A 9,438-nucleotide genomic window follows, 5' to 3' on the forward strand; every position below is an offset into this window, starting at 1 on the left:
GTTCGTCCTGAGCCAGGATCAAACTCTCCGAAGAAATGTTTGACTTGCTCATTTTGCTTTTTTGATAGTGTGTGCTCACTTAAAAATTTAACGTTGGCGCTTTGTTTTGTTCAGTTTTCAAAGAGCAATTGCAGCTGGTTTGTTTCAGCTTATTCAGCTTAACATAACGTTGAATAGTTGTCAACTTCTACGAAGAATTTCTTTTGTTAATATCGCTCGTTAATTAGGCGACTTCATTATCATACTTCTATTTTTCTTTAGTGTCAACATTTAATTCGCAAAATAAGAATCTGTAATAACACTTCCCTCTTTAATCCGTCTTGTTAATGAATACAAAAAAAACACCGTACGTGTTTCATCTATATAATAATCAACTGGGATGCACTAAACTGAGGATTTTATCATTTTTAAAGTATTCTTCAATATACATTATCTACCTCAAGGATGGCTAACAAATTAGTGTTACAATTATTTTGAGGTGATAACTTTGTTTATTTCTCCTATGTTATTGCACAAAGCAGAGCAGCCCTTCGAGGATGATGATTTTATAACTGAACTGAAATTATCTAGACCTAATTATAAAAAAACCTTAATAAATAAAGGAGAGTACATATTAGCCATGTATAATATGTACTCTCCTTTTTTCTTTTAGTGAACTAACGCACCTTTTAGTTTAAGTGTAATTCTTAACAATCCTGTTGTTGGAAAAAGCGATCTCCATCTTGAAGGATTGCACGATATTTAATAATAATAATAATCAATAACCTTTTGTGCACAGGGTTGCAAAATAACCTGTTTGAGGACGGAACAGGCAGCCGTAGCCCACCGCTATGGCTTTTTTTTCTTTCAAGTTTTTTTGGCTGTACTTTCTGCCTTTCTCATCACCCATTACAAACAAAGTACGTGCATAATAAATTCCCGTTTGGCTTGCCCGTACTGCCACTTAAACGTAGTCTCCTTATCCTCGTCGTTGTATTTTTTTATATTCTCGATGGAGTCTTTCCTTGGATGTTTAGCTACATAATCCGGTTCCTGAAAAATAAACATATACTGAATGATACTTTTGACCAGATTAGAAAGGAGAAATCAGCTTTGACAAAATATCGAATCATGTCCTTTGATGGAGGCGGCACCTTAGGTGCTTTAAGTTTACAACTTTTGAACAGACTGGCTCAGCAAAACCCAAAATTAATTAGTCTAACCAATGTTTTTTCGGGAAATTCAATCGGTTCATTCACTGCCCTTGCGTTAGCAAGTGGAAGATCGCCGAAGGAGACACTCCAGTTTTTTAAGGTTAAAATCCTGCCGGCATTCAGTGTTTCCCGACCAGGCGGACCTGTTTTTAACCAACAATTACCATATTCCAGTTTCATTAAAGCGATACAAACATTTTTTCCACCAGATCTTCTCCTCAAAGACTTAAAAAGACGAATTGTTGTCCCTGCATTTCATTTATTCTCACCCGAGCTGAATCGTTGGACTCCTGTGTTATTCCACAACTTTCCTGGCTCTCCCTATTTAAATGAGAAAGCGAGTGATGTAATACTACGGAGCAGTGGTGCTCCCGCGACACAACGAGCCTATCAAAACTACGTGGATGGGTATACAGTTACAACTAACCCCAGTACAGCCAGTATCGCGTTTGCAGTGGGAAAAGCTAAACAGCCGTTGGATCAAATTGCGGTATTATCCATTGGAACAGGTGAAGAGCCGACTCAATTAAGAAGAGATACGAAGGGGTGGGGGATGGTGAGTGCAGATAACATACGCCCCGAAAATATGAAGAACCTTCCCCCAAATTGGGGAGTTCTTTTGGACCGATCGCCCAATGAACCCTTACTGCCATTTCTTCAGATAGTCGCTAGTGGATCCGGTTACTATGAATCCATGGTCAGTTCCCAGCTTCTAGGAAATCGTTTTTTTCGGTTAAATCCACGGATCCCTAATTTATCCAAAACGGACCCTTCTGTGGTTCCCACTGTCATTTCAATCGCTAACAAAACAAATTTACAACCTGCAGTTCAATTTATAGAGAAAAACTGGAATTAATAAAATTATCCCATAAATCTGATTGAATTTTTGTTTTTATTGCAAGCATTTGGATTTTTTATAAAAAAACAGCCAGAACCTGGCTGTTTTTATTTATTAATTTATTCAGTTCTTCTTCAACTATACCGCCCTACTGCCCCGATAGTTGCATAAATAAAAAGCTGCCTTAAAGACAACTCCGATCGATCTTCAACTAAAGCAGGCACACCCATTTAAAAAATCAATCAAAATAGACAGGTTCTTGTGGATTACGTAAATGTTTAAAAGCCAATTCAATTTGTGTTTCTGTATTTCTAGCTATTGATAATGATGGTAGTTCATTTTCAGCAAAAAACTCAACTGCACTCGTTTCTATTCCTTCTTTAGGCTGTCCACCAATTATTTCACATAGGATAAACATTTTATAAACATGATAAAGTGAAGGAGGGTGTGGATGACACTTCTTATCAAGGACACCTAACAATTTAATTGCTTTAACATCAAACCCTGATTCTTCCTTTACTTCTTTGACTGCAACTTCACTGGGAGCTAATCCTATGTCGCCCCAACCTCCTGGTAAAGACCAATCTCCATCAGTGTTTTCTCTAACCATTAAAATCTTATTATCTCTAAAGACAACTGACCTAATATCTACCTTAGGAGTCGCATAACCAGTTTCATTGGCAAACAAATCTTTTATTACTGTCTTGTTCATATCTGTTTGATGCGACAATATTTCAACGCTTATATTTCTTACCAATTCAAATCTTTCCAAGTCATATACATCTTTCGAATAAGTTAATCCCGCCTGTGCAATGGATTGGAGTTGTTTCGCCCATTCAAGCCATTTAGGTTCCATTTATTTCACCACCAATACAACAATACCTAAATATTACCATAAATCCTTTAGTTCCATAATAAAAAGCTGCCTTAAAGACAGCTCCGATCTTCAGCTATAGCACCACCCGTTAGTTCATTAAGGGTACCACCAGCAAAACGCGAATTTATAACGCTAAGGAGATTTGTGTAAAAAATAACCGGTTTTCACCACGGTAAGGGTGTAACCGGTACTTATTACTATTATTGGTTGTTCAACGGACGTAATGATTCTAAGATAGTAACCCTTTTTTGATCAAATCGATACTCTAAAAGTTATATTTTGTTAACTTTGTTTCGCTATTTTATCTCTAATCTCCGCAATGGATAAACCAGATTTCTTTAAGCTTTTAATAGTCTCCACTCTTTCCACTGCTGCTTCTCGAGGGTAACGACGTGTTAAGTTTTCATCTAATTGTTCAAATGGAATTAAATTAGCTTCGGTATAATATTTTAATGTACTGTATCTCAAATCAGTTATTCGAGCCAGTTCACCGATAGATATATACTCAGATTTCAAAATATCTTCTAATGAACGTCTCCTTGACACTTAAATCCCCCCTTATGAACCTGCAGAAGCAGAAGCAATGATTGTAGTAATTGTGTGTGATAAAGCATCAATCATTGCAAAAATTTCTTTGTTAGCCGTATCATTGCGAAGCATAGATAATTTGTCGTTAAGGTCTTTTTCCTCAAATTCACTGAAATAGTTCTTCAAAATACGACTGCCTATTAACAAACTTGAAAGAACAACTGTATCGGTTGAAACTGGTCCCTCTTCTAATAATTCTGCACGAATTTGCTCTACAATTAGTTTTTTAGCACCTTCACTGGGTATAAAGTGGTTGGAATGTCCTAATAAGCCAGTATTTGTTTTGGAGACCAAATCCAATTCAACTAAAGAATCACCGACTGCGTTGAATAATTCCTTGAATAAATTTCGTTTAGTAACAATTCCCCTTGCTAATTTTTTCAGGGATATTGAATTATCTTCGGAAATCATATTATAGATTGAACCCAAATACCCTTTATTACTTGGTAAATCTTGTTTTACTGTCACTTGATTCTCCGAAAGCGAAACAATATCTTCTGCTGCAAGTTCTAAAATGCCACTTGCAACCATAAAAGCACGAATCCTCACACTACCAATTGCAGCAACACTACCTTTATCATTTAGTGCTAATAATAAATACTTTTGCGAAATTTCCATATCCTTCATAAAAAACACCTCTCATTAGTTTTAGTCCAATTCAATAATGTAACTTACCGTTTATTACTTATCACTTATTACTTACCACTTACTACTTATGATTTACACTATGCATTTTATTTCTTTTAGTGTCAAGTAAATTAATATTTGGGAACAAAAATGGGCTGTCCCAAAATCATTTTTTCACGATTTTTGAGACAGCCCCTTCTTTTTTGATCATTAAGAAAGTCAGAAATGCCGTATAAATTTTAATGATTCCTGAGATGGAACGAAAATAGTTAAAAAAAAATTAGAAACTGATACAAAAATTATTCCATAATTATCGGGCTTAGTGATTTTTTGAATAATTAAATCCTAATTCTCATTTATATCACTGAAATAGGGATTTTTAATACGGAGATATCCTTCATTTGAATACCTCGTCTATTTCATTCCTGTCGTAATCTAATATCCAGTCGTTGTATTTATCATAAACATCTCTTATCGTTTCAGGCGAAGTCGCCAATAAATCACAACCCCTGTCATCATAAACGTGAAATATAGTTTTCCTGTTGATGTTTATAAAATAGACACTATTATATATACTTGGCCTTATTCCCATATCTTGATTGCAGATTGCTTTTAGCATAGGAATGTATTTAAAGTCAGACGTTTTGCACTTTAACGTAAATCTATGTGTTTTATATGTTCCTTCTTCATCATCGTCATGAAAAGTTGTCTTTTGGTTTAACCGGTATAAGATCGACTTCTCTTTAATATACCGTGAAAAAGTGTTTGATTTATGTTTAAAACCATCGGCATAATCGTTTACGTCAACTACGATATAAATATCATCGTTATGAGAATGCAAGGTCTTGAATAAAGTGATAGCCCTTTTATATACTCCTTGTAAATATGGGCTATTTTCATACGCATAATCACTATCATAGTCCACACCTAATTCAAAACGGATGCCAGTTTTCCAACTATAAAACAACGGCGGTCTAAGTTCTAAGTTCGGGAAATTTTCATTCATAAAATCTTTTAAAAGCATTTTTGCACCTCATTAAGTTCCTTCATTATACTTTTCCATGTTAACATGCCCCTTTGGTTGCATAAAAAAAGGAGTTGCCTAAGCAACTCCTTTATGGAAGTAAAGCACCTGTTCAAATTATAAAGTCATTATACTATATTACAAATTTTATCCTATTCAACAAAAATGTACGTACTTTTAATTTTATATTATATAAAGTATCATTGGTTTTGCAAGAGAAGACTAAATATTCGTTCTTTTCATAATAGGTGATGAGACATTTACCAAAAAATAAATAGGAGTGACTAAAGTGAAAGCACAAATTATTCAATCTTTTGGTGAACCCTCCGTATTTCAATTTAAAGAGATTTCAAAACCTGAACTAAAACCTGGACATGTACTTATTCAAGTCAAGGCTACAAGTGTAAATCCCATTGATACGAAAGTCCGTGCTGGTGCAGTTCCAGCCGTTGCCCCCGAGTTTCCGGCAGTATTACATGGGGATGTTGCAGGTTTAGTATCTGCAGTCGGTGAAGGAGTAACTGAGTTTAAAGTTGGCGATGAAGTGTTTGGATGCGCGGGAGGTTTTAGGGGTACTTGCGGTGCACTTGCAGAGTTTATGCTAGCAGATGTCGATTTACTTGCTCACAAACCGAAAAATTTGACGATGGAAGAAGCCGCAGCTTTACCATTGGTTTCCATAACCGCATGGGAAGCATTATTCAATCGGGTAAATCTTGTCCCTGGACAGGATATACTGATCCATGCAGCGACCGGCGGTGTAGGACACATTGCCATTCAGCTGGCGAAATGGGGAGGCGCGACAGTCTATACTACCGCCTCTTCGCAAGAGAAGCTGAAGATTGGCACGCGCCTTGGTGCAGATGTAACTATTAATTATCGAGAAGAAAGCGTTCACGACTATGTACAGAAATATACAGACGGAAAAGGATTTGACGTTGTGTTTGACACGGTAGGAGGAGAAAACCTTGATCGCTCCTTTGAGGCGGCCGCTGTACATGGAACGGTAGCAGCCATTGCTACCCGATCGACCCATGATCTCTCCCCAGTGCATTCAAAGGGACTTTCTCTGCATGTTACCTTTATGTTGTTGAAGATATTAAACAAGGACATGCATAAGCATTATGGAGAAATTTTGAAGAAGGTTGCTCGGTTGGTTGAGGAAGAGCAGCTGCGTCCGCTTGTGGATCCAAACATTTTTACGTTTGATGAAATCTCAAAAGCCCATGAGTACATGGAGTCTGGCAAGGCGATAGGAAAAATAGTTTTGAAAAATAGCTGGTAATAGCCTACAAACAATTGAATTACCTCAACAACTTTAGTGCATTTTAAAAAAGACGGCACGGCGAGAATTTCTATAAGATTCTCACTGTACCGTCTGCTGTTAAACTTCGATTTATTTAATTAAATTAGATATGGAAATATACAATGCGATAAATCCACACCAAAGCTATTGGTGGATCCATTGAAAAAAGCACCTATTCAGAAGCGTTTTATATTCTAGATATTTCATGGATTGCATCAGTAAGACTTTCACTTTTCTTTACGAAACTTGAACAAAGTTTGATCATATTCCCGATTGTTTACTAAAAGATAAATATGTAAAAGTGGTTTTTTCGTAAAGTATTCTCACCTTGTTTACGCTTTAGAAAAGGAATATCAAAAAGGCAGCATATTTGCTGCCTTTAATTCATGGTAGGTGAACTGTTTTAATATGATGAAGATTTAAATATACAGGTTCCTCCCTTGCCGTAATAAGTTCAACAAAATTATCTTCTAACTTGTTAATTTGTCCAATTAAATTGGGGTTTTCTCCTATATTAAAAATAATTAAGCTACCGATCAGTTTTTCCACTTGTACGTCAAAGGTTCTTGCCATTGAAAGTTTTGATGGATGTACAGGAAGATCCTTGTTACTTAAACCATAAGGAGTTTGATTGTCTGTGTATGGGATAATCCATTTTAAATGAAATAAAGGTATATACATAGTCTTATAAACTGGTGAATAGAATTCAAAGTAATTATTCATCACCCTTGTTATATAACCGTGTAAAGGCTGGTTACCAGTTACGTATATTTCCGTGAACATCCCTTTCGCGGATAAAAGAGTTTTTCGTAGTGATAATTCTTCCTCAGCTTCAATTCCAGGTGAGTCTACAGGAAGGGAAATCTCCTCGTTTTCCGTAGTATTTACTTTGCAATTTTGAATATGAATTATTGGAAGATACACAAAATCCTGTCCATTAAAGATGACCACTACATCAATACCAGTATCAACCAGTGTACCGAAAAAATATTTTTTTCCGGAAATTTCTATTTTAATTGTTTCTCCTCTGAGCTTTTGTAAGATTTTATTCATAATCACCCCTCCTTCCTACTTTAATAACCAAGTGGTCCAAAAATGCAGCGAGATTAAACTTACGATTAACCCAATAGGAATTATCAAAAAGGTAACTCTAAGATACTTCCCCCAGGAGATATTGATGGAGTGTTTTTTCAATATATACATCCAAATTAATGTAGCCAGCGTTCCAACAGGCGTTAACAAAGCACCTATATCGCTTCCAATCACGTTAGCAAGATAAGCAATTTGCACAAGGTGAGGATCCAATCCCATCTCTGTTATCGACAAAGTCCCTATCATAACTGCAGGAAGATTATTGAATAAGTTGGATAGGATAGCTAATAATATGCCCATGATCATGGTTGCGTTGAATGGGCTGTCCATAATTAAGGGTTTTAAATTGCTGACTATATAATCATTCAAGCCAACATTCTTCAAACCATATACCAGCACGTACATATTGAAAGCAAATAAAAGAACATGCCAGGGTGTTTTCTTTACGATATCGCTAAGACCAGTTTTGGTTTTATACCATCTCAGTAATATCAAAAGGAACGCTCCCACCATACCGATCAATTCCAAGGGAACCCCAAATGGTGTAAGTGCGAAGAAGCTCGCCCGAGTTAAAATGACGATTGCAAAACTCATTTTAAACAACTTCCAATCATTTTCTTCGGATTGTTGTTTAACATCAAGTGGATGAGTTTGCACATAGCGTGAAAAGGTTTTATCCCATTTTAAAGGTACACTGGGAATTTTCCTTGGAAGGTCCTTCTTAAAATATAGATAAAGTAATAACCCGATTGTTAAAATCCCTATCATTGAAGGAACAAACATCAAATTGATATAACTATTAAGGCTCAGTCCTACAATTTTTAGTGCAATCAAATTGGAAATATTGCTTACTGCTATTGGGGCACTCGCTGCCGTTGCAATTAGAGCTCCTGATATTAGATAGGGGATTTTTTGGTGAGGTTTAATCTTTAGTAACGTTACAATGTGAATAATGATAGGTGTTGTGATAAGGATACTTCCATCGTTATTGAAAAACATTGTCATGAAGAAACATAGGAGATTAGTATAGGCGAATAATCTAACCCCTGAACCCTTAGACCGGATGATGATATTTAAAGCAATCCACCTAAAAAAACCAATGCTTTCAAGTACAATAGACATCATTATGGTGGATAATATGGTTAAAGAAGCACCCCTGATAATATCGAATATATTTAAGACATCCGTCCAAGGAACAATGCCTGCAACCAATACAGTCAAGGCCCCTATTGTAGTAGGTATAGTTTCATTAATCCCAAATGGTCTCCATAACATGAGAATAATAGTTAAAGTGAAAATTATTGACATCAAGACAATTTGTGAACTAAGCATTTACCTCCGCAGCCTTGTTTTTGGATGGTGTAATTTTTACGGTATCAGGAGTGGTTTGATTTTGAGGTTTTACAAAAAAGGAATAGAAGACTCCCCCAAGTACAGAAAAAAACAAAATCATCATTCCATGTCCTCCTTTCAATTAGCCTTAAATTGTATTTTAAGGATTTACCCGTTTTGCCTTCAGTTTCCCCTGCATTCTTTCAGCAAATTTCATCAATGAATAATATTCTGTTTTTTGTTTTCCATTTTCTGCATACAATTTTTCAGTGGACTTCATTAATTCATAACATTTCTTATCTATCAGATTCCTTTTTTCTTTTAAATTATTTTTCTTTGCCGATTGTTCGTTCATTTCTTGAGGGTTTGAGTTCCTGAATTCTTCAGTCAAGTTTTCTTGGATTGACTCTTGATTATCTTCTTTGTTAGTTACTGAAGTGTTTTCCTTCTTACTTTCTTTTTTCTTTTTTTTCCGGGATTTTTGTTTCTTATATTTATCCGTACTTTTCTTTACATTGGATTGATCTTTGTTCACATCATTTACTGTAGATTGAACAGTCG

General features: G+C 35.7%; 11 protein-coding genes. 2 read left to right on the forward strand and 9 right to left on the reverse strand.

All coding sequences use genetic code 11. The annotated features are described in order from the left end of the window. Window positions 1–757 precede the first annotated feature (757 nt). Window positions 758–943, reverse strand: a complete 186-nt coding sequence (locus tag J7J00_RS23165) for a hypothetical protein (RefSeq protein WP_098371705.1) — start codon at window positions 941–943, stop codon at window positions 758–760. 149 nt (window positions 944–1,092) lie between these two features. On the opposite strand from J7J00_RS23165, the gene J7J00_RS23170 reads away from it, so the two are divergent. Continuing rightward, complete coding sequence (locus J7J00_RS23170; RefSeq protein ID WP_214794965.1) at window positions 1,093–2,049, forward strand: patatin-like phospholipase family protein; 957 nt, start codon at window positions 1,093–1,095, stop codon at window positions 2,047–2,049. Between the two features lie 220 nt (window positions 2,050–2,269). On the opposite strand, the gene J7J00_RS23175 is transcribed toward J7J00_RS23170, so the two are convergent. The 4 genes from J7J00_RS23175 to J7J00_RS23190 form a co-directional block, all read right to left on the reverse strand. Beyond that, window positions 2,270–2,887 (reverse strand): NUDIX hydrolase, encoded by a 618-nt coding sequence (locus J7J00_RS23175; RefSeq protein ID WP_214794967.1) that lies wholly within the window; start codon window positions 2,885–2,887, stop codon window positions 2,270–2,272. Between the two features lie 303 nt (window positions 2,888–3,190). Beyond that, window positions 3,191–3,454, reverse strand: a complete 264-nt coding sequence (locus tag J7J00_RS23180) for a MerR family transcriptional regulator (RefSeq protein ID WP_089363280.1) — start codon at window positions 3,452–3,454, stop codon at window positions 3,191–3,193. Window positions 3,455–3,466: 12 nt separating this feature from the next. Continuing rightward, window positions 3,467–4,123: a GPP34 family phosphoprotein gene (locus J7J00_RS23185; RefSeq protein ID WP_214794969.1), complete on the reverse strand. Its 657-nt coding sequence runs from the start codon at window positions 4,121–4,123 to the stop codon at window positions 3,467–3,469. A 397-nt stretch (window positions 4,124–4,520) separates the two neighbouring features. Beyond that, window positions 4,521–5,147, reverse strand: coding sequence for a DUF3885 domain-containing protein (locus tag J7J00_RS23190; RefSeq protein ID WP_286201533.1), 627 nt, complete (start codon window positions 5,145–5,147; stop codon window positions 4,521–4,523). A 289-nt stretch (window positions 5,148–5,436) separates the two neighbouring features. Between J7J00_RS23190 and J7J00_RS23195 the strand changes: the two genes are divergently transcribed. Further along, window positions 5,437–6,432 carry a zinc-dependent alcohol dehydrogenase family protein gene (locus tag J7J00_RS23195; RefSeq protein ID WP_214794971.1) on the forward strand — a complete coding sequence of 332 codons (996 nt, stop codon included), beginning with the start codon at window positions 5,437–5,439 and terminating at the stop codon, window positions 6,430–6,432. Window positions 6,433–6,837: 405 nt separating this feature from the next. Here J7J00_RS23195 and J7J00_RS23200 read toward each other — a convergent pair whose 3' ends face one another. The 4 genes from J7J00_RS23200 to J7J00_RS23210 form a co-directional block, all read right to left on the reverse strand. Further along, window positions 6,838–7,506 carry a DUF2642 domain-containing protein gene (locus J7J00_RS23200; RefSeq protein WP_214794973.1) on the reverse strand — a complete coding sequence of 223 codons (669 nt, stop codon included), beginning with the start codon at window positions 7,504–7,506 and terminating at the stop codon, window positions 6,838–6,840. Window positions 7,507–7,521: 15 nt separating this feature from the next. Continuing rightward, window positions 7,522–8,853: an arsenic transporter gene (locus tag J7J00_RS23205; protein ID WP_286201534.1), complete on the reverse strand. Its 1,332-nt coding sequence runs from the start codon at window positions 8,851–8,853 to the stop codon at window positions 7,522–7,524. A gap of 16 nt (window positions 8,854–8,869) precedes the next feature. Next, the gene (locus J7J00_RS28390; RefSeq protein WP_286201535.1) at window positions 8,870–9,001 is read right to left on the reverse strand and encodes a hypothetical protein; all 132 of its coding nucleotides are present in this window, start codon (window positions 8,999–9,001) and stop codon (window positions 8,870–8,872) included. Between the two features lie 36 nt (window positions 9,002–9,037). Next, window positions 9,038–9,438: hypothetical protein (locus J7J00_RS23210; RefSeq protein WP_214794977.1), on the reverse strand; the 401-nt coding region annotated here is incomplete at its 5' end.

Origin of the sequence: Bacillus sp. ISL-4 (genome assembly GCF_018613275.1) — a bacterium.
GTDB lineage: Bacteria > Bacillota > Bacilli > Bacillales > DSM-1321 > Peribacillus > Peribacillus simplex_E.